Annotated in this window: 25 protein-coding genes; 14 read left to right on the top strand and 11 right to left on the bottom strand. The window is 63.0% G+C overall.

Annotated elements, in window-relative coordinates; translation table 11 throughout:
* Nucleotides 1-214 precede the first annotated feature (214 nt).
* The 4 genes from JWP26_RS21205 to JWP26_RS21190 are packed head-to-tail and all read left to right on the top strand — an operon-like array spanning nucleotide 215 to nucleotide 2,983.
* Nucleotides 215-685, top strand: a complete 471-nt coding sequence (locus tag JWP26_RS21205; protein WP_299732682.1) for a tRNA (cytidine(34)-2'-O)-methyltransferase — start codon at nucleotides 215-217, stop codon at nucleotides 683-685.
* Nucleotides 682-1,557: an oxygen-dependent coproporphyrinogen oxidase gene (gene hemF / locus JWP26_RS21200; RefSeq protein WP_299732679.1), complete on the top strand. Its 876-nt coding sequence runs from the start codon at nucleotides 682-684 to the stop codon at nucleotides 1,555-1,557. Before JWP26_RS21205 ends, hemF begins: the two co-directional genes overlap by 4 nt.
* Before the next feature lies 1 nt (nucleotide 1,558).
* Nucleotides 1,559-2,734, top strand: a complete 1,176-nt coding sequence (locus tag JWP26_RS21195; RefSeq protein ID WP_299732676.1) for an AAA family ATPase — start codon at nucleotides 1,559-1,561, stop codon at nucleotides 2,732-2,734.
* Between the two features lie 57 nt (nucleotides 2,735-2,791).
* Nucleotides 2,792-2,983 (top strand): DUF1059 domain-containing protein, encoded by a 192-nt coding sequence (locus JWP26_RS21190; RefSeq protein WP_299732674.1) that lies wholly within the window; start codon nucleotides 2,792-2,794, stop codon nucleotides 2,981-2,983.
* Here the strand turns inward: JWP26_RS21190 and JWP26_RS21185 are convergent, their stop codons facing one another.
* The 3 genes from JWP26_RS21185 to JWP26_RS21175 all read right to left on the bottom strand — a co-directional run bounded on the left by JWP26_RS21185 (nucleotide 2,984) and on the right by JWP26_RS21175 (nucleotide 5,456).
* Nucleotides 2,984-4,180 carry a CCA tRNA nucleotidyltransferase gene (locus JWP26_RS21185; protein WP_299732671.1) on the bottom strand — a complete coding sequence of 399 codons (1,197 nt, stop codon included), beginning with the start codon at nucleotides 4,178-4,180 and terminating at the stop codon, nucleotides 2,984-2,986.
* Nucleotides 4,177-4,803 carry a CoA pyrophosphatase gene (locus JWP26_RS21180; RefSeq protein WP_299732668.1) on the bottom strand — a complete coding sequence of 209 codons (627 nt, stop codon included), beginning with the start codon at nucleotides 4,801-4,803 and terminating at the stop codon, nucleotides 4,177-4,179. Before JWP26_RS21180 ends, JWP26_RS21185 begins: the two co-directional genes overlap by 4 nt.
* A 101-nt stretch (nucleotides 4,804-4,904) precedes the next feature.
* On the bottom strand, nucleotides 4,905-5,456 hold the full coding sequence (locus tag JWP26_RS21175) for a GNAT family N-acetyltransferase (protein ID WP_299732665.1): 552 nt from the start codon (nucleotides 5,454-5,456) through the stop codon (nucleotides 4,905-4,907).
* Here JWP26_RS21175 and JWP26_RS21170 point away from each other — a divergent pair.
* Nucleotides 5,455-5,637 carry a hypothetical protein gene (locus JWP26_RS21170; protein WP_299732662.1) on the top strand — a complete coding sequence of 61 codons (183 nt, stop codon included), beginning with the start codon at nucleotides 5,455-5,457 and terminating at the stop codon, nucleotides 5,635-5,637. The genes JWP26_RS21175 and JWP26_RS21170 overlap by 2 nt on opposite strands.
* Nucleotides 5,638-5,807: 170 nt before the next feature.
* Nucleotides 5,808-6,767, top strand: a complete 960-nt coding sequence (locus JWP26_RS21165) for a glutathione S-transferase family protein (RefSeq protein ID WP_299732659.1) — start codon at nucleotides 5,808-5,810, stop codon at nucleotides 6,765-6,767.
* 6 nt (nucleotides 6,768-6,773) lie between these two features.
* On the opposite strand, the gene JWP26_RS21160 is transcribed toward JWP26_RS21165, so the two are convergent.
* Nucleotides 6,774-7,247: an NUDIX domain-containing protein gene (locus tag JWP26_RS21160; RefSeq protein WP_299732656.1), complete on the bottom strand. Its 474-nt coding sequence runs from the start codon at nucleotides 7,245-7,247 to the stop codon at nucleotides 6,774-6,776.
* A gap of 110 nt (nucleotides 7,248-7,357) precedes the next feature.
* Between JWP26_RS21160 and JWP26_RS21155 the strand changes: the two genes are divergently transcribed.
* From JWP26_RS21155 to JWP26_RS21140, 4 genes are all read left to right on the top strand, one after another.
* On the top strand, nucleotides 7,358-8,248 hold the full coding sequence (locus JWP26_RS21155; protein ID WP_299732653.1) for a metallophosphoesterase: 891 nt from the start codon (nucleotides 7,358-7,360) through the stop codon (nucleotides 8,246-8,248).
* Nucleotides 8,249-8,337: 89 nt separating this feature from the next.
* Entirely contained in the window at nucleotides 8,338-9,666 is a 1,329-nt protein-coding gene (locus JWP26_RS21150) for a hypothetical protein (RefSeq protein ID WP_299732650.1), read from the top strand.
* Entirely contained in the window at nucleotides 9,656-10,957 is a 1,302-nt protein-coding gene (murD, locus tag JWP26_RS21145) for a UDP-N-acetylmuramoyl-L-alanine--D-glutamate ligase (RefSeq protein WP_299732647.1), read from the top strand. The genes JWP26_RS21150 and murD overlap by 11 nt, the downstream gene beginning before the upstream one ends.
* A complete protein-coding gene (locus JWP26_RS21140) occupies nucleotides 10,957-11,286 on the top strand; it encodes a multidrug efflux SMR transporter (protein ID WP_299732644.1) in 330 nt (109 codons plus the stop codon). The genes murD and JWP26_RS21140 overlap by 1 nt, the downstream gene beginning before the upstream one ends.
* Here the strand turns inward: JWP26_RS21140 and JWP26_RS21135 are convergent.
* Nucleotides 11,283-13,004 carry a hypothetical protein gene (locus JWP26_RS21135; RefSeq protein WP_299732641.1) on the bottom strand — a complete coding sequence of 574 codons (1,722 nt, stop codon included), beginning with the start codon at nucleotides 13,002-13,004 and terminating at the stop codon, nucleotides 11,283-11,285. The genes JWP26_RS21140 and JWP26_RS21135 overlap by 4 nt on opposite strands.
* Nucleotides 13,005-13,269: 265 nt before the next feature.
* Between JWP26_RS21135 and JWP26_RS21130 the strand changes: the two genes are divergently transcribed.
* Nucleotides 13,270-13,710, top strand: a complete 441-nt coding sequence (locus JWP26_RS21130) for a hypothetical protein (protein WP_299732638.1) — start codon at nucleotides 13,270-13,272, stop codon at nucleotides 13,708-13,710.
* Nucleotides 13,711-13,988: 278 nt separating this feature from the next.
* Here the strand turns inward: JWP26_RS21130 and JWP26_RS21125 are convergent, their stop codons facing one another.
* Genes JWP26_RS21125 through JWP26_RS21115 form a run of 3 tightly spaced genes read right to left on the bottom strand, consistent with a single transcriptional unit; the run spans nucleotide 13,989 to nucleotide 16,373 of the window.
* Entirely contained in the window at nucleotides 13,989-14,480 is a 492-nt protein-coding gene (locus tag JWP26_RS21125; protein ID WP_299732635.1) for an MgtC/SapB family protein, read from the bottom strand.
* Nucleotides 14,481-14,540: 60 nt separating this feature from the next.
* Complete coding sequence (locus JWP26_RS21120) at nucleotides 14,541-15,326, bottom strand: SDR family NAD(P)-dependent oxidoreductase (protein ID WP_299732632.1); 786 nt, start codon at nucleotides 15,324-15,326, stop codon at nucleotides 14,541-14,543.
* Nucleotides 15,327-16,373: an NAD(P)-dependent alcohol dehydrogenase gene (locus JWP26_RS21115; protein WP_299732629.1), complete on the bottom strand. Its 1,047-nt coding sequence runs from the start codon at nucleotides 16,371-16,373 to the stop codon at nucleotides 15,327-15,329.
* 307 nt (nucleotides 16,374-16,680) lie between these two features.
* Between JWP26_RS21115 and JWP26_RS21110 the strand changes: the two genes are divergently transcribed.
* Nucleotides 16,681-18,918 carry an EAL domain-containing protein gene (locus tag JWP26_RS21110; RefSeq protein WP_299732626.1) on the top strand — a complete coding sequence of 746 codons (2,238 nt, stop codon included), beginning with the start codon at nucleotides 16,681-16,683 and terminating at the stop codon, nucleotides 18,916-18,918.
* On the opposite strand, the gene JWP26_RS21105 is transcribed toward JWP26_RS21110, so the two are convergent.
* The gene (locus JWP26_RS21105) at nucleotides 18,915-19,910 is read right to left on the bottom strand and encodes a DNA topoisomerase IB (protein WP_299732623.1); all 996 of its coding nucleotides are present in this window, start codon (nucleotides 19,908-19,910) and stop codon (nucleotides 18,915-18,917) included. The genes JWP26_RS21110 and JWP26_RS21105 overlap by 4 nt on opposite strands.
* Nucleotides 19,911-19,916: 6 nt before the next feature.
* The gene (locus JWP26_RS21100; protein ID WP_299732620.1) at nucleotides 19,917-20,075 is read right to left on the bottom strand and encodes a hypothetical protein; all 159 of its coding nucleotides are present in this window, start codon (nucleotides 20,073-20,075) and stop codon (nucleotides 19,917-19,919) included.
* Between the two features lie 120 nt (nucleotides 20,076-20,195).
* Between JWP26_RS21100 and ade the strand changes: the two genes are divergently transcribed.
* Both ade and JWP26_RS21090 read left to right on the top strand, forming a co-directional pair.
* A complete protein-coding gene (gene ade, locus JWP26_RS21095; RefSeq protein ID WP_299732617.1) occupies nucleotides 20,196-21,905 on the top strand; it encodes an adenine deaminase in 1,710 nt (569 codons plus the stop codon).
* A gap of 3 nt (nucleotides 21,906-21,908) precedes the next feature.
* Entirely contained in the window at nucleotides 21,909-23,627 is a 1,719-nt protein-coding gene (locus tag JWP26_RS21090) for a CocE/NonD family hydrolase (RefSeq protein ID WP_299732614.1), read from the top strand.
* On the opposite strand, the gene JWP26_RS21085 is transcribed toward JWP26_RS21090, so the two are convergent.
* The gene (locus tag JWP26_RS21085; RefSeq protein ID WP_299732611.1) at nucleotides 23,554-24,276 is read right to left on the bottom strand and encodes a DUF930 domain-containing protein; all 723 of its coding nucleotides are present in this window, start codon (nucleotides 24,274-24,276) and stop codon (nucleotides 23,554-23,556) included. The two genes, JWP26_RS21090 and JWP26_RS21085, sit on opposite strands and share 74 nt — an antisense overlap.
* Nucleotides 24,277-24,279 lie beyond the last annotated feature (3 nt).

Genomic DNA, 24,279 nt, shown 5'->3' with positions numbered 1-24,279 from the left:
GACGCGCCGGCAGTCGGCAGGCCCACACGCGCATACGCGGAATCGGTCGCCATCCGCCCTCAAGCGGCCACGTCAGTTGCGGTTCTTTTTGCACTGTCACAAGCACTTGTCCAGAGCGCCGGGCAGTGACATGAGACAACTGCGACACTATACCCAATTTCCCTAGCGGCAAGCGCCTCAACGCCCTTCCCCGCACCAGCAGGAAGGCACGCCGATGCCGGTCGATCTGGCCCTCTATCAACCCGATATCGCTCAAAATACCGGCACGCTGATCCGGCTCGGCGCCTGCATCGGCGTGAGCGTGCATGTCATTCATCCCACCGGGTTTATTTTTTCCGCCAAGACACTGCGTCGCGCTGGCCTCGATTATCTCGACCAGGCCGTGGTGGTGGAACATACCGGCTTTGCCGCGTTCGACGAGTGGCGCCGCGCTGCAGGCCGCCGCCTGGTGCTGCTGACCACCAAGGCCAGCCAGTCCGCCTATGCGGCCGATTATCGCGGGGATGACATCATCATGGTGGGCCGCGAAAGCGCCGGTGTGCCTGACGCCGTGGCCGAAATCTGCGACCTTCGCGTGCGTATTCCGATGCGCGAAAACTTGCGCTCGATCAATGTGGCGCTTGCGGCAACCCTTATTGTGGGCGAAGCCAAGCGCCAGACGGATGGATTTGCAGACCTCAAATGACCACACCAGACCAAGACATGGACACCAAGAAGCTCACCGCGCAGGCCTGGTTCCGCGCCCTGCGCGACCGCATCTGCGCCAGCTTTGAGGCCATCGAGGCCGATGTGCAGGGCCCGAACGCCGATCGCGCACCGGGCACGTTCGAGCGGACTCCTTGGGACCGCGCGGCGGGCGGCGGCGGCGAAATGAGTATGCTGCATGGCCGCGTCTTCGAGAAAGCGGGCGTCCATATTTCTACCGTGCACGGCGAATTCTCGGCCGATTTCGCCAAGCAGATGCCGGGCACCGAGGAAGGCGCCCAGTTTTGGAGCTCGGGCATTTCGCTGATCGTGCACCCCTGGAACCCGCATGTACCGGCGGTTCATATGAACACGCGCATGATCGTTACCGGCAAGCAGTGGTTCGGCGGCGGCGCCGACCTGACGCCGGTGCTCGACCGGCGCCGGAGCCAGGACGATCCTGATACGGCCGACTTCCATGCCGCAATGCGCGCAGCCTGCGAGAACCGCCCGGGCGTCGACTACCAGCGCTACAAAGAGTGGTGCGATGAATATTTCTTCCTGCCCCACCGCAACGAGCATCGCGGCACTGGAGGCATCTTCTACGACCACCACAATTCTGGCGACTGGAACGCCGATTTCGACTTCACCAAGGCGGTGGGGGAGGCCTTTTTGGGCATTTACCCCGAACTGGTCCGCCGCAATTTCGAAACCCCGTGGACCGAAGCCGACCGCCACGAGCAATTGGTGCGCCGGGGACGTTACGTCGAGTTCAACCTGCTCTATGATCGCGGCACCATGTTTGGGCTCAAGACCGGGGGCAATGTGAACTCGATCCTCTCCTCCATGCCGCCGGAAGTCCGTTGGCCGTGACATGACCCTCTCCGCCGTCGACATCATCGGCTATCGCTCGATCCGCAAGATCCGGTTCCCGGTGCGGCAGCTGACCGTACTCGTCGGCGGCAATGGCGTCGGCAAGACCAACCTCTACCGCTCACTGGAACTGCTGCAGGCGGCGGCGCGTGGCACGCTGGCCGGTGAGATTGCCCGCGAGGGTGGGCTGGCTTCTATCTTCTGGGCCGGCGGCAAGAATCTGAGCGCCGACGGCGAGTTCGATCCAATGTATCGCACCGACGGCTATCGCAAAGGCGAGGGCAACAGCCTACGGCTGTCCGCGAGCTTCGCCGACCTGGGAGACGGCGGGTTCGATCCGACCTACCAGCTTGAAGTCGCCTTCGCGCCCAAGGCAGGCGTCGCCGCCTTTCCGAATGAGGCGCAGATCAAGGCTGAAAGCCTCGACTGGCAACAGCGCGGCAAGGCCGTCAACCTGATGGAGCGCAAGGGCGGCGTGGCTTGGGCGCGCGATGCCGCCGGGCGCCGAGAACTGGCCAATGACGACATGCTGGCCAGCGAGACGGCACTGGCCGCGCTTTCGGGGCGGTCCGAAATTGCCCTGGTGCGGGACTCGCTCATTGCCTGGCGGTTCTTCCACGGCTTCCGCACCGACGCGGAGTCGGCCTTGCGCCGCCCGTCGCGCGCCGTCACCGCGCCATCGCTGGCCTCCGATGGCAGCAATCTGGGCGCCGTCTTCGCGACGCTGCAGTATATTCGCGGTGACCGCATCGACTTGGACCGGGCGATCGAGGACGCGTTTCCGGGCGCCGAGCTGGTCATCCCGCCGGTTGGCGAATTCGCTAGCTTCGGCATGCGTTATGCCGAAATGCCCAAGCGGGTGTTTGAGCCGCACGAACTTTCTGATGGAACACTGCAGTTTCTCGCTTTGGCAGGGGCGTTGCTCTCCTATCGGCTGCCGCCCTTCATCGCCCTGAACGAGCCCGAGAACAGCCTGCACCCCAATCTGCTGCCGATGCTGGCGCGGCTCATCGTCAAGGCGGCGGAGCGCAGCCAGATTTGGGTGGTGACGCATGCTCGCGATCTTGCCGACGCTATCGCCGCCGAAAGCGGCGTCATCGCACGCGAAGTGGTGCGCGACGATGGTGGCACCTGGCTGGAAGGCCTGAGCCAGATCGGCCAGTTTACCGACGAATAGGGGAACCCTCCCGGTCACGAGACGTTTTGGTTCGCAGTCCAAATCTAGGAGGATGCAATGAAGCGTTTTGATTCAGGCACTCTGATCCCAGGCTCGACCTGGCACACCGAAGCGGACAACGAAGCCGAAGTCGTGCGGCGCGCGGTGGAAAACCTGCGCAACCTGCATGGCGAAACCGAAATCCGTCCAGACATGGTCGAGCGGATCAAGGAACGTATCGTCGATACCGACAAGCCAGCTAAGCACTGATCAGGCTTTAGCCAGTTCCAGCAAAGCAGGACGGTCGAGGGTGAAGCCACTCTCGACCCATTGGCGTTCTAGCCGGTCGAGGACATTGCCTAGGTCGGGACCGGGCCGCATGCCCAAGGCGAGCAGATCCCGGCCGCCCACGGGGAATTTCGGGGGATCGATGGCGTCGACCTGCTCCGTGATCGCCACCTTGCCGGCCTCGCCCCAGCCTGCGAGAACTGCGGCAACATCTATCGCTCTGCCCAAATAGTCGGCGTAGCGATAAACGGCCTCATTGACCTTGAAGGCGCGCAGCAATGCGCTGGTAGCCTTGATGGCCAGCGCCGCGTCGATATCGGCATTGGACAGGCGCCAGCGCTGCTGTAGCGCGTCGGCCGGCTGATGCTCCAGGATCAGCGCCAGCCTGGCGTGAAATTGCGGCCTACCGGCCTGGCGCTCATAGGTCTTGAGCAGTGCCAGAGTGTCCTCATTGATGGGCTCCAGCCCGATGCGGGTCATGGCGCGCAGGGTGGCGGCGATCTGCGGCAGGGACAGCATGCGCGTCATCTCGGCGCCGACGCGCTCGGCCGAAAGATGGCCGAGATGCCCCGCCGCAGCGGCGCAAGCAGCTAGCCCGGCTGGATCATAGGTCTCGCCACCATGACTGGCAGAAAAGCGGAAGAACCGGAACACCCGCAACCCGTCCTCAGCAATACGCTGGGCGGCTTCACCAATGAACCGCACGCGGCCAGAGAGGCAATCGTCCAGCCCGTCCAGCGGATCGAACAGGGCGCCCGAGGGCTCGGCATAGAGCGCATTGAGAGTGAAATCGCGGCGCTGGGCGTCCTCGGTCCAGTCGGTGCCGAACGCGACCTGGGCGTGCCGGCCGTCGGTTTCGACATCGCGCCGCAATGTCGTCACCTCGGCCACGACATCGCCCAGCCGCAGCGTGATCGTGCCGTGGTCAATGCCGGTGGGATAAGAGGCAATGCCGGCGGCGGCGGCGCGGTCGATCACCTCGGTGGGCAGCAGTTCGGTGGCGAAATCGATGTCCGGGTTGTCACGGTGGCGGTCCAGCAGCGTATCGCGGACCACGCCGCCGACGACGCGGGTGCGCCCGATCGCGCCATCGAGGACTGCGAAGATGGTCTGCGTCTCGGCGCGCTTGAGCCAGGCCGCCTCGCGTAGCCGCGCCTCGGCGGTGGCCAGCGCGCTCATGCCGCCGCCTCGTCATAAGCCAAGTCGCGGAACAGGCGCGTCAGGTTGGCGGTGATGCCCCAGATGCGATGGCCATCGTGGTCGATCTGCCAGGTTTGGCCGCTCCGGCCACCACGTTCAAAGCGGAATTGGGCATAACTTGCAGCATTCAGAATGCGCGCCAGCGGCACTTCGAACACCGAATGCACTTCGCCCGGATTGGGTACGAAGGGTCGGCTTGGGATCACTGTCGCCACCACGGGCGTGATCAGGTAATTGGTGCCGGTGAAATAGGTCGGCATAAAGCCCAGCACCGTCGCATCGGCCCGCTCCATGCCCACTTCCTCATGGGCTTCGCGCAAGGCGGCATCGGCGGCATCGAGATCGTCGGGATCGATCTTGCCGCCGGGAAACGCCACCTGCCCCGAATGCGAACGCAGGTCTGGCGAACGCTCTGTGTACAGCACCGTATGGCCTTCGGGCCGCGCCACGATGGCGATCAATACCGCGGCTGCTACCGGGGGCCGGTCGAACGGCTGCGGCGGTGTCCAGTCGGGCACCAGATTGCGCGCCTCCGCCAAGGCTGGCGGCGCGGAGAGGAGACGCGCGGCAATGCGATCGATAATAGCGTCGTCAGCAGACACGGCGCACCCAACTGGATTCTTCGAGACGACTTTAGGCGACAAATATGAACCCTGCATCCTCTGGAGAGAATGCAGGGTTGTCAAACCTCAAAAATCTAATCTCAAGCGGGCTTGAACGCCGCGATCGAGCCGCTGAGCGAGGTGGCGAGGCTCTTGTCCTCGGCGAGCAGCAGCACCCGGGTGACGTCGACCGGGCCGGGGAACTGGATGGCTCCGGGCGTGGTGATTTCCCAGCCCAGCGGGCAATAATAGTCCTGATCGCCCACCAGCAGCACGAACGAACCCTCGCCGCGCGCCAGTGCCCGCTTGCTGACTTCGAGCGCCAACAGCTTGCCAGCGCCGCGTTTGCGGAAATTAGGATGGGTCGCCAGCGGGCCGAGCAGATAGCCATTGAGACCGCCGACGCTGATCGGGGTCATCCAGACCGAACCGCAGGCGATGCCATCGACTTCGGCGACCAGTGACAGGCTGGTATCGATCGGAAACCGCTCGCGCACCCGGAAGGCCGTGCGGGCAAAACGGCCGGGACCGAAGGCAATCGCCTGCAAATCGTCGATGAACGCGTCATCGGCAGGCGTTGCGGGGCGAACGGTCAGGACACCAGGGAAAGACGTAGCAGCGGCCACAGCCGAAGGCAGGGGAAGAACGGTCATGAGACTGATCCAGAAATGGAATGCAAAGGACAATTCGGCAGCTCCAAAAGAGCGCCGTTCAAGGACCCATCAGGGTCGTCGTGTCACCAGCAAAACCTTTACCATCCTGGGCGCCTCCACGCCTGATTTCCGAATTAGCACCATGATGACCCCACGTAAACAAAAACGTCCGCATCGCTAAAAGTTTTTCCGCCGTCGTCGCCGCTGGGTCGCAAACTGACAACAATGCGTTGCTGCCGCATGACATTATCGGCGCGCCGCCAATGCACTATCTGTGACACAAGTGAGCCAACCCATCCGTGCCAGCAGACGCTGCAATTCGGACGATAAGACGACGAAAGGTGCCCGATCATGGGACAATTGATTGACGGAAACTGGTCGACAGAGTGGTACGACACCAAAAAGACCGGCGGAAAATTCGTGCGCGGCCAATCCGGCTACCGCAACTGGATCACGGCCGACGGCAGTGCCGGCCCATCGGGCGAAGGCGGTTTCCCCGCGGAAGCCGGGCGATACCATCTCTATGTGTCGCTGGCCTGCCCGTGGGCGCATCGCACGCTGATCTTCCGCAAGCTCAAGAATCTCGAAAGCCTGATCTCGGTTTCGGTGGTCTCCCCCAAGATGCCGGACGAAACCGGCTGGAGTTTCGATACCGCCGAAGGCTCGACCGGCGACGCGCTGTTCGGCAAGGACACGCTGTGGCAGGTCTACACCCAGGCTGACCCGCACTATACCGGCCGCGTCACCGTGCCGGTGCTGTGGGACAAGCAGCGCGGCACGATCGTGTCCAACGAGAGCTCCGAAATCATCCGCATGTTCAATTCGGCCTTCAACGAATTGACCGGCAATACCGACGATTTCTACCCCGAAGAGCTACGCGGCAAGATCGATCCGATCAATGCCCGCATCTATGACGACATCAACAATGGCGTCTACAAAGCCGGTTTCGCCACGAGCCAAGCCGCCTATGACGAAGCCGTCGCCAAGGTGTTCGATGCACTCGACTGGGTCGAAGGCCTGCTCGGGGAGACTGCCTATCTCACCGGCGACACCATTACCGAGGCCGATTGGCGCCTGTTCACCACGCTGGTGCGGTTCGACGCGGTCTATGTCGGCCACTTCAAGTGCAATCGCCAGCGCATCGCCGATTACAAGAACATCTCGCACTACCTCAAGGCGCTCTACGAGGTGCCCGGCGTCAAGGAAACGGTCGATCTCGACCATATCCGCACGCACTATTACTGGAGCCACACCGGCATCAATCCAACCCGCATCATTCCGATCGGACCGGAACTGCCGTTCCTCTCGTAAGTTACCCTAGTAGCCCCACACATCCCGGCGCGGCGCCTTGTCAAAGACCTCGTCGATGCGCTGGGAGGTGGCGGGGGTAATTTTTTCAGGAAGCGCGGCCTTGTCGAACCAGGCCGCCTCCGCGATTTCACGATTGGGCCGGAACTCGAATTGTTGCTCGAATTGACGCCCGACATAGAGAGCCACGTGATCGCGATTGGTCGCGATTTTGTTGTGATAGATGCCGAACAGCTCGAGCGAGCCCGTGGCCTTGTAGCCGGTTTCTTCGAGCAATTCGCGCCGCGCCGCCGACTCGATGGTCTCGCCGGGATCGACGCCACCACCGGGAAACTGCCAGCCGGGAACATAGGTGTGACGGATCAACAAGACTTTATCGCCGTCGATCAGCATGACGCGGGACCCCAGCGTCAAGCGGTGAACTGCGCCCTTGAGGTTCAGGAACAGCGCGGCCCGCATGGTCTGCCAGCGATTCATCTGCATGGTCTGCTCCCAAGTTCATCCATGACTAGCAGAGGATTGGCTTCCACAAAATTGACGCTCGCGCGAAATGACCATTTTCTTGGCGCCAGCCTTCTGGCATTACGCCCGCAATGATTACTCTCGCCCATATTTCAGACATCCATTTGTCGCCCATGCCCGAAGTTGGCTTTCGCGACCTGCTGGGAAAGCGGCTGACCGGTTACCTCAACTGGAAAATGCGTCGCAATGAAGAGCTGAACAGCGAGACGCTGGCGAGCCTTGTTACTCACATGCAGGCGCAGAGTGTCGATTTCACTGCCGTGACCGGCGATCTGGTCAATCTGGCGCTGAAGTTCGAAATCGAACGCGCCGGCCGCTGGCTCGATGCGCTGGGTCCCAGCGACAAGGTCGCGGTCTGCCCCGGCAATCACGACGCCTATGTGCCCGGCGCGCTGGAGTCGGCCCAGGAAATCTGGGGCGACTACATGAGGGGCGAAACGCTGGACGCTTCGGCGTTTCCGTTCGTGCGCCGGATTGGCGACATGGCGATCGTCTCCTGCTCCAGCGCGGTGCCGACGCGGCCATTTCTTGCCATCGGACGGTTTGACGAGAAGCAGGCCGAGCGATTGGCGCGTATCCTGACGGAGCTGGGTGAGGCCGGCAGGTTCCGCGTCGTCATGATCCACCATCCGCCCAATGCGGAACTGCAGCACCCCTCTTTCGGGCTCAAGGGCCACAAGCTGTTCCGCAAGGTCATCGCCGAGCACGGCGCCGAGCTGATCCTGCACGGCCATACCCACCGCTCGTCTATCCACTCCATTGCCGGCACGGGCCATGAAGTGCCGGTGGTCGGCGTCGCGGCTGCCAGTGCCGCCCAGGGCGGCACACTGGACGATCCCGCCCGCTACAATCTGTTCCGCATCGAAAAAGCCGGCAATGCCTGGACCTGCACCATGCGCGAATTCGGCTTCCAGCGGCTGGGCCACGATATCGTCATGCGCATGCAGATGCGGATTTCTTGAGCCGCGTCGCACTCCCGCTGCGTTTGCAATTCCTATATAGAGGATGACACCGTGGTTTCACGGCCCTCCATTCAAGGCAGTATCCCGGCTTGAACGCACAATTCCTCATCGAGAGCCCGCAATTCGACCCCGCCACCGGGATTGCCCAGTTCAACTATGGCCTGCACGACAAGCGTTTCGTCGAGGTGCTTGAGCTGCCGCACGGCGCTGACGCAACTGCGGCCGAAAGCCCCGCCTTCCGCAAATTGCTCGACCTGACCGCGATCGTGCTCGGCGTCAGCTATTTCAAGCTGACGGCGCCGCTGGAAATCTGCGCCCCCAATATCCCGCTGACCGAGGCCGAGCGTGCTTTCGTCATCGATGTCTACGAAAATGGCCTGGGCGAATTCTACGCGCGCAACAACCTGATGCGCTTCGGTCGCCTGAGCGTTTCGGCGCCGAACGATACCGAAATGCTGCCGGCGTTTCCCCTGCCCGATCGCGCCTTGTTGCCCATTGGCGGCGGCAAGGACTCGCTCGTCAGCGTTGACCTGCTGAGCCATGTCGGCGCCGACTTCACGCCCTTCGCCGTCAATCCCAAGGGTCCGATCCTGACCTCGGTCGACAAAATCGGCAAGCCGCCGATCTATGTGACCCGTACGCTCGACAAGGAAATGATCCGTCTCGGCAAGGAGCCCGGCTATTACAACGGCCACGTGCCCTCGACGGCGATCAACTCGATGATCGGCGCGCTCTGCGCCGTGCTGTTCGGCTATAACCGCATCGTGCTGTCCAATGAGCGCTCGGCCAGCGAAGGCAATGTGGTGTTCGATGGGCGGGAAACCAATCACCAGTATTCCAAATCGCTCAGCTTCGAGCGGTTGATCGCCGACGTGCTGGCCAATGCCACCGGCGGAACGTTGCAGTATTTTTCCTTGCTGCGGCCCTATTCGGAAGCGCGCATCGCCTCATTCTTCACGCGCGAAACCAAGTTCGATCACGTGTTTTCGAGCTGCAACCGCAATTTCCGGCTGGCTGGGCATGATGGCCCGCTGTGGTGTGGCGAATGCCCGAAATGCCATTTCGTGTTCCTGATCTTCGCGCCCTTCATGGCAAAGAACCGGCTGCTGGCGATCTTCGGGCAGAACCTGCTGGAAAACCTCGCCAACGAAGCCTCGTTCCGCGAGCTTTCGGGCCTGGCGGGGCAAAAGCCCTGGGAATGCGTCGGGGAGATCCTCGAAGCTGCGGCGTGCTTTTATTCGCTGACGCGCCACGCCGATTGGCACCAGGACGCCGTGGTCAAGGCGATCAAGGCCGATCTGTTTGCCCAATATGGCGAACCGGCGCTGCAGGCCGCGCTGGCCGATTGCCTGATCGACAGCCACAACCACCACATTCCGCCCGATCTGGCCGCCAAGGTTGCCGCCTATGCGGTTTGAAGAGCCCATCCTGCTCTACGGCGCCGGCCGCGAGGCCAGATCGACCCGCGCGTTCCTGAAGGCCCGTCAGCCCGATCTTAAGGTGTTCGTGACCGTCGATAGCGGCGAAGCGGACATCGAGGACGCCGAAGTCATTGCGCCCGAGGACCTGAAAGCAGCTCTCGTAGCGCACCGCTTTGGCCTGATCGTCAAAAGCCCGGGCGTATCGCGGTACAAGCCGATCTTCGCACTGGCGCAGGATGCCGGCATTCCGGTGACCTCGAACCTCAATCTCTGGGGCGGAGCCTATCGGGACGGGCGCACCGTCATCGCCGTCACCGGCACCAAGGGCAAATCGACCACCGCAACCTTGGTGCACCTGATGCTGACCCGCTCGCATATCGATGCAGGTCTCGCCGGCAATGTCGGTCTCGCGCCGCTCGAAATCGCCGATCGCCATCCGGTCGTGATCTTCGAGCTGTCGAGCTACCAGACCGCCGACATGAACTTTTTGCCCGACATCGCGGCACTGACCAATCTCTATCCCGAACATGTCGACTGGCATGGCTCGGTCGAGCGCTATTTCCACGACAAGCTGCATCTGATCGACCGGGATGGGAGCTTCGCGGTCGCCTTGGGCGCGGGCGCCAAGGGCAATGCCGTGGTCGCCCAGGCAGTGCGCGATCATCGGCGCCTGCTGCGCGAGTTGACGCGCGAGGAGTTAACCGCCATCGACAAGGCCGCCGTCGGCTCGCGCCTCAAGGGCAGCCACAACCTCGACAATGCCCACCTCGCCGCCCAGATCGCTTTGGCGGCCGGCGCGACATTACAGGGCGTCGTCGCCGGCATAATGGCCTTCAAACCCCTGCCCCATCGGCTTGAAGAGCACCGCTTTGGCGGCGTGACTTTCGTCAACGACTCGATCTCGACCACGCCCGAGGCCACCAAAGCCGCCCTCGCCGCCTATAAGGGCCAGCGCCTGGCTCTGATCGCCGGCGGCCACGAGCGGCAGCAGGACTATACCGAACTGGCGACGTTGCTGACCGGTTATGGCGTCACGCTGGTGACGTGTCTGCCGGTTACGGGTGAGCGGCTGGCGCAAGCCACGCGCATAGCGGCGCCGCAGATCGTGGTGCTGGAACAGCCCGACCTCGAGACCGCCATGCACAGCCTCTATCAACACCGCGCCCAGTTCGACGCGGTCATCCTGTCGCCGGGCGCGCCGTCCTATAACCAGTTCAAGAATTTCGAGGAACGCGGCAAGATGTTCGTGGCCCTGGCGGCAAGCATTTTCGCCCCAGGCCCGCTCTGATGGGCGTTGCATTCCTCGTTATCGCCATCATCGGCGAGGTGATCGCCACCTCGTTCCTGCGGGCGTCGCAGGGTTTTACCCAACTCGTCCCCACGCTTGTGGTCGTCGTCGGCTACGGGTTCACCTTCTATTTCTTTTCGCTCGCGCTGCAGACCATTCCGGTGGGCATCGCCTATGCGATCTGGTCTGGCGTTGGCATCGTACTGATCTCGATCATCGCCTTCGTCGTCTACAAGCAGGTGCTCGACCTCCCCGCCCTAATCGGCATGGGACTGATTCTGGCCGGTGTGCTGGTGATCAACCTGTTCTCGCATTCGGCCATGCACTAAAACGGCGCGGTGAGCGCCCGTTGCGGCACGCCAGCCGTGGCCAGGCCATTGCCGATCTCTTCCAGCAAGGCGACATCGCCGATCCGTTCGCGCAGGCGCGGCAGGATGCCGGCGGCCCGAAACGCCGCGACTTCCAGCACTTGTGGCAAGTAGCGGTTGACCACCCCCGCATTGCCGCCCGCCGATGCAGCCACCACTGCCAGCACAGAGCCCAGTTCAGGATCGGCGATGGCGTAGGTCTGGGCATTGGAAATCGCCATCGGGAAATGCTGATCGCGCAACGCCAGCAATGTGGGCACCGCGAAATACCACGGCGGTGGCACTGGCGTCCCCGACACGGCCTTGGTGGCCAGCAGCCCGGCCTCTGCCAAATTGCCCTGCAATGCCATCAGCCGGGCTGCCGCAGCCAGGGCATCGGCATTGGCGGGATTAAGCTGGATCGAGGACGCATAGGCGGCGCCGGCGGCCTTGAACTGGCCCTGCAGTTCGAACCAGCGCGCCTGCTGCTCCCAGACAAAGGCGCTCAGCGGCGCCAATGCCGTCGCCCGTTCCAGGCTCGCCTGGGCGATACGCATGCGATCGGCGGCATCGAGCCCCGACGCACCGGCAGCCACCATGCCTTCCCCGGTCAGGCTGGCTTGCGCGGCGAGTGCCGAAGGCTCCTGCCGATCGGTCTCGGGCAGGCCCTCATAACAGCTTGCAGCGCTGGTACCGCTGGTTGCGGTCCCGGCCTCGCGGTAGAGGTCGAACAGCACGTGGCACAAATAGAGCGTTGGCACGGCGCCCGCCGGCAGTCCCCCACTGAGCGCCTTGCGCGCCGGCAGATGCAGCGGACCGCGTGGACTGCCCAGCACCATACTCAGCGCCTGCGATATCTCGTCCAGCGCTTCCGGCTGCATCGACCGCTGCTCGCTGACCGGGATCGTGCGGCTCCACACCACCGCGCCCGACGCCGTTTCCGTCAGAATGGCGCTGTACTGCACTGCCTGGTCCGCCCGCCGGACAATACCAGTCAGCATGAAATCACTGGGCGCGGCCAACACTGGCGCCGCCACGGCTTCGCCGCCGCCGTAACGCGCATCGATGTCTTCGAAGGCATTGAGGTCGGTCACCAGTTCCAGCGCCAGTCCGGCGACGACCGGCCGGCTGCGACTGCCGGACAAGTCCTGGAACTCCATGATGGTTATGCTTGGCCCGCGTAGCGCGACCACATTCGAACGCCCCTGCCGGGGCTCCCAGCTGGATAGCGCATAGGCCAGCGCCGCAATGCCCAGCGTAACGATCAGCAGGGTGAACCAGGATAGCGTGATGTGGCCGCGTTGGCGGACAACCGGGGCTACGGCTTCAGGGGGCCCAATCTCCACAGGCTCGTCAGCCCCAATAGACTCGAACATCGGCACATATCGCCCCACCGGCAGGGTGATCCGTACCGGATCGGCGATGCCCGCAGAAGCGTAATATTGCTCCAGCAGGCTGCGCAACCGCCGGGCCTGGACGCGGACGATGGGGTCAACCTGCGGATCGAAATCGGCGCCACGGCCGAACACGTCCACCGCGATGGAATAGGCCTTGATGGCCTGCTCGTCGCCATCCAGCGTCTGCCGCACGATATAGTCGAGAAACCGGCCAAGCTGCGGTGAACGCGCAATCTCGGGCCAGCCGAGGACACGGTCCAGGGCGGCAAGCACGGTCTGACGATCTGGGGTGACGGCAGGCACAGCGGACCTCCTAATCCATTACTGCCGCTTTACATGTAAAACGCAAGTCGAGTTACCTGCGCGTAACCTTACTTTCCCTAGCCACAACGATCGATGCGGATCATAGGCCGGGTGTCGCTGCACTTGATGCGACATAGAATTTCTGCGGCTAGGCCCCGCCGAAATCCCGTTTAGACCCAATCCGGCCAGCACTCACCGCATGAACGGGGGGTGATTTTGCCTTTGTCATGCCAACCTCGCCAGATGCGGCGGCACGAGGATTTGAATGAACACGGTTGTGGATAACACGCCCTATTTTGCGCTCGTCGATGACGATGCGCACTCGGCGCATCTACTGACCCGGATGCTGCTGGCTCACGGCGCGCCGAGAATCGAGATTTTCAGTAGTGCTGCCGACGCCGTTGCGCGGCTGATGCCGTCGCTGGCCACCACTGCCGCCTGGCCGACCATGGTGATCGTGGACCTCAAGGCCCACAGCGCCGCCAATCTGGAATTCGTTACCCTGCTCGCCCCCGTCATCCGCAACGACATTCCCGTTGTCGTCATGGCGCAACGGCCGGACCGGCGGCACACCGCCGACCTGCACGATGCCGGCGCTGATGCAGTTTTCACCCGTCACGCCGAGCGCGACGCCTATCGGCGCGAAGCGGCCAATATCGTCAGTTTCTGGGCGCGCAGTCAGCGCCTAGATGCGGTTGGCATGTAGTCCCTGCGTCCACAGGTTACATGCCTCGGTGGAGAGCGATGCTGCAAGACCGGGTTTCGGCCCGGGCGTGCATTCCCAAGTATCCTCTCCGCCACTCCTTCCTCGCTGATCCGCCCACCGGATCGCGAGCTGTAGCGGCCTCCCAAGGGGCCGCTCACGGGAGCGCGGCGCGACTCCTCCCGGTCGCGTCCGCACGAGGGGAGAGGTGAAATCGGCAGCGCGCTAGCCCTCAGCGCCGATGCCGGGAATTTTCACTTCTCCCCGTGACCCTTCAGGGTCTATTTTTTTGGCTTGTCCTGTTCGCCCGAGATAACGCCATGTGCCAGGACGCGCAGCGTCGCCAGCACCAATACTGCAAACAGCGCCACTCCGAACGCCACGACGTAATAGCCGAGCGCAGTGGCAATCCCGACCGCACCGGCCAGCCACATGCCCGCTCCCGTGGTCAGGCCCTGCACGCTGCCGCCACTGCGGAAGATGGCGCCCGCCCCGAGAAACGCGATACCGGCGGTCACCGCCTCGACCGCACGGATCGGATCGGCCGGCGTTTCGCTACCTTCCAAGGTATGAAAAATCTCGAACGCCAGGATGGTGAACAGCGCGCCTGCCACCGAGATCAGGATGTGCGTCCGCAGGCCGGCCCCGCCGGTATTGAGCTCGCGTTCGAAGCCGATCATGGCGCCAAAAATGGCCGCCATGAACAGCCTTATGGCGATGATATGCTGGGGTAGATACGTCTCGACCAAACCGAATTCATTGCCGACATCCATTACCACTGTCCTCGTGCTGACGCTCGGAGCGTCAACACGATTTGCTTGGCAAGGTTCCGGCTAGACCGTCTTGAGCCAGCCGCCGTCGACGAAATAGGTGCTGCCGGTCGAGTAGCTGGCCTTGTCGGAGCAGAGGAACACGAAGAAATTCGCCAGTTCCTCCGGCGATCCAAACCGCTTCATGCCGCCGGCCTCGTCGGCCACGCCCTGCAGATGAGCCTCAAAGCCATCCTCGCCGGCGATCTGCTTGGCGGTCTTGACCCAGTCGGGCGTCCGGATCAGGCCCGGATTGATGGTGTTGACGCGGATGTTGTCGCCGACCACCTCATTGGCCAGGTTTTTGGAAAACATCATCAAGGCGGCCTTGGTGGTGTTGTAGATCGGCTCGTACCACAGCGGCTGCACCGCGCAGATCGAGGCATTGTGGATTACCGAACCGCCGCCGCGCTGTTTCATCATCGGCACTACGCCCCGCGCCAGCCGCACCGCGGCCATGACATGCAGGTCCCAATAATATTGCCACTTGGCGTCGTCGGCGTCCTGGATTGTCTCGTTGGAGCCGGTGCCGGCATTGTTGATCAGGATATCAGCACCGCCGAATGCCTTCTTGGTGCCGGCGATCACGGCCTCGCAGCCTTCGGCCGTTGCCACATCGGCACCAATCGCCGTGGCGATAATGCCGTAGGCGCTGGCCACCCGCGCCGCTTCGTCATCGGCCCGTGTCTTGTCGCGGCCGACCAGCACGAGGTTGACGCCCTCGGCGGCCAGTCCCTCGGCAACCGCCAGCCCGATTCCCACCGTGCCGCCAGTGATGATTGCGACCTTGTCGCGCAAACCCAGATCCATTTACTTCGCTACCTTGATTTGCAGTTTCACGTCGGTTGGCCGCGCTTCCACGGCCCTGTCGAAGGCGGCAACCGAATCCTCGAAATCGAAGGTTGCCGAAATCAGGGGTTTCAAGTCAACGCGACCTGAAGCGAATAGCGCAATCGCGCGGTCATATTGATGGGCGTAGCGGAAGACGTTCTCGATCCGCAGTTCCTTGGTGGACGCAGCCGCGATATCGACAGCCACCGGATCTACCGGCAGGCCGACCACCACGATGGTGCCGCCCGGTCGCGGCAGGTCCATGATGGTCTTCCACGCATGGGGCGAGCCCGAGCATTCGAACACCACATCGGCGCCCCAGCCCTCGGTCAGCCGACGGACTTCCTCGACGATGTTTTTGTCGCGGATATTGACCGGAATGACGCCCTGATATTTAGCCGCGATATCAAGCTTTGGCTGCGCCAGATCGGCGACGATCACCCGCGCACAGCCGCCAGCCAGCGCCGCAATCGCCACCATGGTGCCGATCGGCCCGGCGCCAAGCACCACGGCGGTATCGCCGGGGGTAATCCTGGCCTTGGTGGCCGCCTGCATGCCCACGGCGAAGGGCTCAACCATCGCGCCTTCGGCGAAGCTCACATTGTCGGGCAACCTGAAGGTATAATTGGCCGGATGCACTACTTCTGGCGTCAGCACGCCATGGATTGGCGGCGTCGCCCAGAAGCTGACGGCCGGATCGATATTGTACATGCCGAGCCGGCTGGCGCGCGAATTCGAATCGGGAATACCCGGTTCCATGCAGACGCGATCACCGACTTTGAGATGGGTCACGCCGGCGCCGACCTCGATGATGGTCCCCGCGGCCTCATGGCCCAGCACCATCGGCGCATTGACGACGAACGGCCCGATCTTGCCGTGGGTATAGTAATGCACATCCGAACCGCAGACGCCGACTGTGTGGATGGCGATCTTGACCATGCCCGGCCCGACCTCCATCGGCAGCTCGATATCGCGCATGGCCAGCTCGTGCTGGCGTTCAAGAACAAGGGCGCGCACTTTAGTCATGGGGATCATCCGTAAATTCTGGCAGGGTTGGCATCGTGATAGGATCTTGTATCCCACCCCACCATTGCCGCGAAGCCGGGAATCTCGGTTCTGGTACGCACTCTTCCGACGATCGAGGTTCGCCAAATCCCCCGCGCCGTGGGCGGGGCCGCTATCGCGCCGCTGGCTCATTCACCAAGGACGTGAAGCGCTGTTCAAGGAAAATGCCTGACGACAGCGCTTTAACGCCGAAATCGCGGGCTTGGTAACCAGTCTGCAAGTGTGCCGGAGTTAGGGATTGTGCTTAAGGGCTCACACTGGCTGCTTGATGTTCTCCCAACCGACGACGGCGCATCGCTGGCAGTTCTCCACAAGCGTGCTGTTGCCCGTCATCTTGACGATGGTGGTGACGGCCGCGGCGGTGCTGGGATTCACTCTGTGGTCGACCGCCAATATCGATGAGCGCGCCCTGGAGCGGCAAACCAGGATGGTGGCGCATGTGCTGTCGGCGCAACGCGATCAGGTCAGCCACGACCAGGAAAGCGTTGCCCTCTGGGACGATGCCCTGTTTGCCACCAAGCTGGCGCCAGATCTGGACTGGGTCGATACTAATCTTGGCATCTGGATGCATGATTTCTTCGGTCACAGCCGCTCGATCGTGCTCGATGGCGACAATCAGCCCATCTATGTAATGGAAAACGGCGCCGCCGCGCCGGTCGACCATTATGGTCAGGTCGCCGCCGCCGTCGGTCCGCTCGTCATGCGTATCCGGCAATTGATCGCGGCGGGCGGCATGACCCAGTATAATCTGGGCCGGGACACCGTTCCGCCCGCGGTCGCCGAATTCGCCGTCGTCGACAACATGCCGGCCATCGTCAGTGTCATGCCGATCGTTTCCGACACACGGGATCTGGTGCAGAAGCCAGGCAGCGAACCCTTGCTGGCCGATATCCTGTTTCTCGACGGCGCCTTTGCCGAGCGCCTGACTGACCAATATCTGTTTGAAAATGCCCGCTTTTCGCTGACCGATAGCGGCGATCCGGGCAAGGCCGTCTACCCTTTGCTCAACAGCGCGGGACGGTTCATCGCCTTTTTCGAGTGGACGCGAGACCGGCCGGGCCAGACCTTGCTGCGTCACACCGCGCCGGCCTTCGCTCTAGCCTTTCTCATCGCCGTCATCGTGGTGTTCCTGCTGCTGCGCCAGTTGCGACGCTCATCCTCTGCACTTGAGGCGGGCCGCATCCACGCCGAGTATCAGGCGGCGCATGACCGGCTGACTGGCCTGCCCAACCGCAGCAGTTTCGACGTTCGGCTGGCACAGACAATGACGGAACGGCAGACCGCTGGAGCGCATTTGAGCCTGCTGATGCTCGACCTCGACCGTTTCAAGCAGATCAACGACACGTTGGGGCATCAAGCCGGTGACGAGCTGATCCGATCGGTCGGCCAGCGTCTGCGCACCACTGTCGGCGACGATATGCTGATCGCCCGGCTTGGCGGCGACGAATTCAGCATTCTGGCGATATCGCGCGAGCGGCAGATCGATGCCATCGCGCTCTCCAACCGCATTATCGACGCTATCGGCCAGGCCTTCGAGCTCAATCATTTCAAGGCTTTCGTCGGCGTCAGCATCGGAATCGTGCACGCGACCGGTGGCAGCGCAGAACCGCACGAGCTGATCCGCAAGGCCGATATCGCGCTCTATGAGGCCAAGTCGGCCGGCCGCAACCGCGCCGTCGTCTACCAGGAGCACATGAACGAGCTGCTGCAATTGCAGCATACCATCGAGGCCGAGCTGCGCGACGCGCTGAAGCAGACCGACCAGCTTTCAGTGGTGTTCCAGCCCTTGGTCGACCAGCAAAGCCGCAAGGTCACGGGCGCCGAAGCCCTGGCCCGCTGGCATCACCCCAAATTTGGCCAGATCTCGCCGGCCCGCTTCATTCCCGTGGCCGAAAATACCGGCCTGATCGAGGCGCTGGGCGAATTCGTGCTGCGCCGCGCCTGCGAGCTGGGCGCCAAGGCACCAGGGCGCGACATCGCCGTCAACATCTCGCCGACCCAGTTGCGCAATCCCAAATTCGCCATGCTGGTCTTCGATATCCTGCGCCAGACGGGCATGCGACCGACTGACCTGGAACTGGAAATCACCGAGAGCATCCTGCTCGACGACGAACATATCTCCGCCCAGAATTTGCAGACGCTGCGCGCTTCGGGCATCCACATCGCGCTCGACGATTTTGGCACCGGCTATTCGTCGCTGAGCTATCTTAAGCGTTATCCTGTGGATCGCATCAAGATCGATCGATCCTTCGTCAATCAATTGGCGCCCGGCCACGTCTCGGTGGCGATTGCCCAGGCCATCGTCACCCTGGCCCATGCCATGGACATCAGCGTCACGGCGGAGGGCGTGGAAACCGCCGAGCAGGCCGATATGCTGGGCATAATGGGCTGCAACACACTGCAGGGTTTTCTGTTCTCGGCGGCGGTACTGCCGACAAAGATCGAAGAAATCTTCGCCGACCCCGCCAATGCGCTCGACCGCAAGGGCCGCACCAAAGCTGCCTAGGCCATCGCCGCCAGCACGCCCTGCAGCCGCTGCTCGCGCTGCCGCAGGCCGGTCTTGCCCCGCCCGGCAGCCTGCCAGAGAGATTGCAGCTTGCCCTCGTCGAAGAGCTTGAACAGGCAGGGTGCGATATAGGATTTTCGGCAGATCGTTGGTGTGTTGCGCAGTACATCCGCGATCTCGCGCGTCACCTGCGCCATTTGCCGGCGGCGGGCCGACATCGAGGTTCCAGTTTCCAATCGGGCCAGGGCCTCACCCGCCATGGCACTAGCATGCAGGGTGCGAAAATCCTTGGCGGAGATTTCGACGCCCGCCAAGTCGCGCAGATAGGCGTTGATGGCGCTGGTCATGATCGGCCGGATTTTACCCTCCGCATTGCGATAGACCAGCAACCGCTTGCCGCTCAATGTCTTGATGCGAGAGACGGCATCGGCCAGCACCGCATCGGTGACGCAATAGTCGGCGCGCTTGCCGCCCTTGGCGTCAAAGGCCATGCAGACCTCATCGCCATTGACGCGGATATCGCGGGCGAACAGCGTGCCCGCGCCGCGCGTGCCACTGGTTGCTAGATATTTCTCGCGCCCGACCCGCATCGCCGTGCGGTCAATCAGGTCGACAGCAATGGCCAACGCGAGCGCTTTGGAGCCGGTTTCCGCGCCGAGGTCGGCCTGCACCTTGCGCCGCAGCCGCGGCAATGCCGAAGTCAGCAAGCCGAGCCGCGCCTGCTTCTTGCCGGTGCGCTTGGCCTCCCAATCGGGATGATAGATATATTGCACCCTGCCGGCCTCGTCAGTGCCGAGCGCCTGGATATGCCCGCGCGGATGCATCGCGATGTGGACCTCGTTCCAGGCCGGCGGAATTCCCAGCGCCCGAATACGGGCTTTGACGGCCGAATCGGCGACAACACCGTCCGCGCCAATATAGGAAAACCCCCTGCCCTTGCGCCGCCGCGAGATCGTCAGATCGTCGCGGCCCACTTTGATCAACCGGGCCATGGCGGCTTAAGTCGGGTTCGGCTGGGTGCCGGTGTAGATGGCATACACAATGCCAAGCAGCACGACGGCCCCGACCAGCGAGAATACCAGCACCCGCAAATTCATCTTGCGCGGGCTGGCCTGACGCACGTCTGTCGTATTCTTGTGCGGATCGTAGGTTTCCATGCCTGGCTCCCGTATTGAACTTGCGTCCTCAACGTGCGCCAGGCCGTCGCGGTTCCAGCTAAGGGCTTGACGGCAAAGGTGGGCGGGACGACGGTCAAGCACGCAACACGAAAGCCATCCATGACCACTTCCGCCGCTCTCACTCGCATGATCATGGCCGGCCAGGGCAAGGCCGAGGCGGACCTGGTGATCAAGAACGTCCGCCTGCTGGATGTGATCACCGGCACAGTGACCACCACCGACATCGCTATTGTCGATGACCGCATCGTCGGAACGCACGCCGAATACCATGGCAAGGTCACCATCGACGGCGCCGGCCGCTTCGCCGTGCCGGGCTTTATCGACACGCATTTGCATATCGAATCGTCCTTGGTCACCCCCTACGAGTTCGATCGCTGCGTGCTGCCGCACGGCGTCACCACCGCGATCTGCGATCCACACGAAATTGCCAATGTGCTTGGCGCCGAGGGCATACGCTATTTCCTCGATTGCGCCGAGCAGACGGTGATGGACGTGCGGGTGAACCTGTCATCCTGCGTTCCGGCCACCGCCTTCGAGACCTCCGGCGCGGTGCTGGAAATCGCCGATCTGGAGCCGTTCCGCGCGCATCCCAAGGTCATCGGGCTGGCGGAGATGATGAACTTCCCCGGCGTGCTGAATGCCGATCCGGGCATCATCGCCAAGCTGGTGGCGTTTCAGGACGGCCATATCGATGGCCATGCGCCGCTGCTGCTGGGCCAGGCGCTGAACGGTTATCTCGCGGCCGCAATCCGCACCGATCACGAGGCGACCACCGCCGCCGAAGCGCGCGAAAAGCTCGCCAAGGGCATGGCCATCCTGATCCGCGAGGGCTCGGTTTCCAAGGACCTGACCGCGCTGGCTGAAATCCTCGACGAAAATACCTCAAGCTTCGTTGCCCTCTGCACCGACGACCGCAATCCGCTCGATATTGCCGAGGAAGGCCATCTCGATAGCTCGATCCGCCGCTTGATCGCCATGGGACGGCCGCTGCACCACGTCTACCGTGCCGCCTCCCACTCGGCTGCTCGCATTTTTGGCCTGCGCGATCGCGGGCTCGTTGCGCCCGGCTGGCGCCCCGATATCGCGCTGCTCGACAGCCTTGAGGATTGCCGCGTTTCCGATGTGATCGCTGCTGGGCGGCTGGTTCGTCCCGAGCTATTTGCGGCCCGCCGGCCCGTCGCGCCGGTCGGCTTGTCGTCGATGAAGGCAACGCCGGTCACGCCCGAGACCTTTGTCACGCCGGCAAAGCCCGGCCAGAACCGCACTACGGTGATCGGGGTCAAGCCCGGCCTGATCCTGACGTTCCGCGAAAGCGCGACCCTCGCCGTCACCGAACACGGGCTGCAACCGGACCTCGCTGCCGATGTCATCAAGGTGGCAGTGATCGAGCGGCATGGCCGCAACGGCAATATCGGGCGCGGTTTCGTCACCGGCTTCGCCCTCAAGCGCGGCGCGATTGCCTCCAGCGTCGGCCATGACAGCCACAACATTACCGTCGTGGGCGCCAGTGACGACGACATGGCGCTGGCGGTAAACCGGCTAATCGAATTGGGTGGCGGTTTCGTGGTCGCCGAGGATGGCAAGATCACCGCCGAACTCGCTCTGCCGCTGGCGGGGCTGATGAGTCTGGAGCCGTTCGAGACCGTCTCGCACGCGCTGCATCTCCTGCGCGACGCGGCCAAATCGCTGGGCTGCGTGCTGCCCGAACCTTTCTTGCAGGTGGCGTTCCTCGCCCTCCCGGTCATTCCGCATCTGAAGATGACCGATCGCGGGCTGTTCGATGTCGACAAGTTCGACTTCGTGGACTGATCCATGAGCCTGCAAAGCCTCTATCTGGCCTATATCGACAACCTGCCGCCGCGCCTCAACGGGGTGAAGAAGAACCGCAATATCGCGTTGACCATGGACGACGGCATCATCCTGATGACCGATCATTTCGCCCCGCGCACCAAGGAGAAGCATCCGACAATCCTGATGCGCCTGCCTTATGGGCGAAGGGGTTTTGGCGGCATTGCAGAGGCCTATGCAGAGCGCGGCTTCAACGTGGTGCTGCAAGCCTGCCGGGGCACCGAAAAGTCTGGCGGCGAGTTCGATCCGCTGGTCAATGAGCGCGCCGACGGACTGACGACGCTGGCCTGGATCAAGGAACAGCCCTGGTATGATGGCCGCCTCGGCCTGTCCGGCCCCAGCTATCTGGGCTATGCGCAGTGGGCCATTTGCGACGCCCTGCCCCCGATTGCGGCTATGGCCACCAAGGTCACCAGCGCCGATTTTCGCTCAGTGGTGTTCCCGTCGGGCGCCTTCCATCTCGGGCTCTGGCTCTCCTGGCTGCAGGTGATCGACGGGTTGCGCGAGCGACCGCTGAAAATGGCCGCCACCATGTTTTCCGGCGGCGTCGAGCGCACAACCGCCAAAGCATCCATGGTGCTGCCGCTGGTCGAGGCCGATATCGCGGCGGTCGGCAAGGTGGTGCCATTCTGGCGGCGCTGGTTCAAGGAATCCATCGGCAATGATGTGTTCTGGGAGGCGATCGACCATCGCCACCGCCTGACCGCCGCCACGCCGCCGGTGCATTTCATGTCCGGCTGGTATGATTTCATGGTCGACCAATTGCTGTCCGACTATCAGCGACTGGTCGATGTGGGCCACCAGCCGTACCTTACTGTAGGCACGTGGACCCATATCTCGGACGAATTGCAGCGCGACAACCTGCGCGAAACCCTGCTGTGGATGCGCGCCAAACTGCTCGGCGACAGCGCCGACCTGCGCGAAAAGCCGGTGCGCATCCACATTTCTGGCGTCGACGAATGGCGCGACTACGATGCCTTTCCGCCCGGCCCTGCGACGCCGCAAACCTGGCATCTGCACTCCGCCGGTCTGCTTGCGCCCTCGCCTCCTTCGCCGGGCGAGCCTGACCGCTATGTCTATGATCCGGCCGATCCGACGCCGAATATCGGCGGCGCCATGTTCGCCTTTACCGGGGCCGGCCCGGTCGACAATGCCAGCCGCGAAAGCCGCGCCGATGTGCTCAGTTACACGTCCGGCCCGCTTGGCGCGCCGCTGACGATCATCGGCCAGACCAGCGTCACGCTCCACGCGCGCGCCAGCCTGCCCAATGCGGACTTTTTCCTCCGGCTCTGCGACGTTGCGCCGAACGGAGTTTCGACCAATATCTGCGACGGACTGATCCGCGTGACCCAGACAACGCCCGTCGAGGCCGATGGCACGTGGCGGCTGGCCTTTACGCTGCACGCCACCGCTCATGCCTTCCTCGTGGGCCATCGCCTGCGTTTGCAGGTCTCCTCGGGCGCTCATCCGCGCTATGCCCGCAATCTTGGGACCGATGAGCCGATCGGCACGGCGACAACTCTGGTGGCCAATGAGATCCAGATTTTTCACGATCCGAAACACCCAACGGCGATCGTGCTACCGGACTACCGCCTCCAAGCAGCGTTGTTCAGTCCATATCTTGATCGTCGGCTGTCAAATCATGGCTTTCCCATTGGTCTTTGGGAATTGGCTCGCCAATGACAAACGAGAAGTCGGTGACCGATTTCAGATCAGCGGAAACGTCACAACGGAACTTGAAACCATACCATTGGCGCCTGCTGCGAAACGCCCCGCCATCGGCGACGACGCCAGTAGCGCTGACATCCATATCTGCCATCGCATAGGCGACGAGGATATCGGGGTCCAGCTTGGCGTCAGCGGCATGGATTTGCGCCAGCGCCTCGATATTGCAGAGCTGGACTTTTCGTTCATCCCCGCCCAGCAGCGGCAGCGTCTCACGGACTTCCTTGCTCGCCGGCTCCGCCAAAACGCTCGCCCCGAGCAAATGGGTCGGATGCACCATGCCTGACGGCAGCACGCTGGTGGGCGGCACTGGCGATGGGGGCGTGACCTGCAGTGCCTTGGGCGGCGATTGCGCCAAGCTTGCCCTGCTGGTGGGCGCGGTCACGATTGCGGGTATTGCGGTGGCTGCCGCATATTGCGCCGCCGTGACGAGATCGATCGCGATGCTGTGCTCGGGCGGAGCCTCGGGCAGCGTCTTGGCCTGATGCAACAGCAAGGCCAGCAACGCGGCATGCAGCAATGCCGAGGCGACCAGCTCCGTCCCGGCGGGCAGGCGCCCGTCGAAGCTGGGGAACATTAATCTCATCTCGGCAATGCGCGAAGCCATGCC

This window comes from Devosia sp., assembly GCF_028290435.1.
Taxonomy (GTDB): domain Bacteria; phylum Pseudomonadota; class Alphaproteobacteria; order Rhizobiales; family Devosiaceae; genus Devosia.
The sequence above is the reverse complement of the archived record's forward strand: the minus strand, read 5'-3'. Positions and strand labels throughout refer to the sequence as shown.

Coding starts and splice junctions, on each gene's coding strand:
- hemF (WP_299732679.1), top strand. CDS start 682: ATGACCACACCAGACCAAGACATGGACACCAAGAAGCTCACCGCGCAG.
- JWP26_RS21155 (WP_299732653.1), top strand. CDS start 7,358: ATGATTACTCTCGCCCATATTTCAGACATCCATTTGTCGCCCATGCCC.
- JWP26_RS21190 (WP_299732674.1), top strand. CDS start 2,792: ATGAAGCGTTTTGATTCAGGCACTCTGATCCCAGGCTCGACCTGGCAC.
- JWP26_RS21090 (WP_299732614.1), top strand. CDS start 21,909: ATGAGCCTGCAAAGCCTCTATCTGGCCTATATCGACAACCTGCCGCCG.
- JWP26_RS21130 (WP_299732638.1), top strand. CDS start 13,270: ATGAACACGGTTGTGGATAACACGCCCTATTTTGCGCTCGTCGATGAC.
- JWP26_RS21160 (WP_299732656.1), bottom strand. CDS start 7,247: ATGCAGATGAATCGCTGGCAGACCATGCGGGCCGCGCTGTTCCTGAAC.
- JWP26_RS21170 (WP_299732662.1), top strand. CDS start 5,455: ATGAGACTGATCCAGAAATGGAATGCAAAGGACAATTCGGCAGCTCCA.
- JWP26_RS21110 (WP_299732626.1), top strand. CDS start 16,681: ATGTTCTCCCAACCGACGACGGCGCATCGCTGGCAGTTCTCCACAAGC.
- JWP26_RS21185 (WP_299732671.1), bottom strand. CDS start 4,180: ATGAGCGCGCTGGCCACCGCCGAGGCGCGGCTACGCGAGGCGGCCTGG.
- JWP26_RS21100 (WP_299732620.1), bottom strand. CDS start 20,075: ATGGAAACCTACGATCCGCACAAGAATACGACAGACGTGCGTCAGGCC.
- JWP26_RS21175 (WP_299732665.1), bottom strand. CDS start 5,456: ATGACCGTTCTTCCCCTGCCTTCGGCTGTGGCCGCTGCTACGTCTTTC.
- ade (WP_299732617.1), top strand. CDS start 20,196: ATGACCACTTCCGCCGCTCTCACTCGCATGATCATGGCCGGCCAGGGC.
- JWP26_RS21140 (WP_299732644.1), top strand. CDS start 10,957: ATGGGCGTTGCATTCCTCGTTATCGCCATCATCGGCGAGGTGATCGCC.
- JWP26_RS21195 (WP_299732676.1), top strand. CDS start 1,559: ATGACCCTCTCCGCCGTCGACATCATCGGCTATCGCTCGATCCGCAAG.
- JWP26_RS21085 (WP_299732611.1), bottom strand. CDS start 24,276: ATGGCTTCGCGCATTGCCGAGATGAGATTAATGTTCCCCAGCTTCGAC.
- JWP26_RS21165 (WP_299732659.1), top strand. CDS start 5,808: ATGGGACAATTGATTGACGGAAACTGGTCGACAGAGTGGTACGACACC.
- JWP26_RS21120 (WP_299732632.1), bottom strand. CDS start 15,326: ATGGATCTGGGTTTGCGCGACAAGGTCGCAATCATCACTGGCGGCACG.
- JWP26_RS21105 (WP_299732623.1), bottom strand. CDS start 19,910: ATGGCCCGGTTGATCAAAGTGGGCCGCGACGATCTGACGATCTCGCGG.
- JWP26_RS21115 (WP_299732629.1), bottom strand. CDS start 16,373: ATGACTAAAGTGCGCGCCCTTGTTCTTGAACGCCAGCACGAGCTGGCC.
- murD (WP_299732647.1), top strand. CDS start 9,656: ATGCGGTTTGAAGAGCCCATCCTGCTCTACGGCGCCGGCCGCGAGGCC.
- JWP26_RS21125 (WP_299732635.1), bottom strand. CDS start 14,480: ATGGATGTCGGCAATGAATTCGGTTTGGTCGAGACGTATCTACCCCAG.
- JWP26_RS21205 (WP_299732682.1), top strand. CDS start 215: ATGCCGGTCGATCTGGCCCTCTATCAACCCGATATCGCTCAAAATACC.